Origin of the sequence: Streptomyces sp. SID14478, assembly GCF_010548525.1 — a bacterium.
In the GTDB taxonomy this organism is placed as follows: Bacteria; Actinomycetota; Actinomycetes; order Streptomycetales; family Streptomycetaceae; genus Streptomyces.
The window spans coordinates 1-421 of sequence record NZ_JAAGMG010001489.1; the positions used below are offsets into that span (position 1 = coordinate 1).

At 74.1% G+C, this 421-nt stretch carries 1 protein-coding gene; it reads left to right on the forward strand.

Features of this window, described 5'->3' with window-relative positions; genetic code table 11:
• The coding region (locus tag G3I40_RS46280) for a nucleic acid/nucleotide deaminase domain-containing protein (protein ID WP_275410356.1) at positions 1-421 on the forward strand (421 nt) is incomplete at both ends.

Sequence of the window (421 nt, forward strand, 5' to 3'; positions counted from 1 at the left end):
GGGGCAGCCGACCGTGGGCCCCGGCTACCAGGCCGTCCTGCGCTACCGCGCGCCCGACGGCTCCGAGCAGCAGCTGATCCGGCGGTCCGCGCCCGGTGTGCCGCACCCGGAGTGGCAGATCTTCCACGAGCTGCGCGGCATGAACGTGCCGGCGGACCAGGTCCTCGAACTCCACACGGAGCTGGAGTCCTGCTCGCTGCCGGGTGCTTACTGCGCGCGCATGATCAAGGAGCAGTGGCCGCAGGCCCGGATCACCTCGATCGCGCCGTACGGCACCGAGCACGCCTCGCGTCAGCAGGGCATGCAGCAACTCATCGCGCACCAGGGCGAGTTGCACCAGGTCGCCGACGGTCCGGCGCGTCCGGCGCCGGTGCGCGCGCCGTTGCCGCCCGCGCAGCCCTCGCCGCCGGTCCCGCCGGAG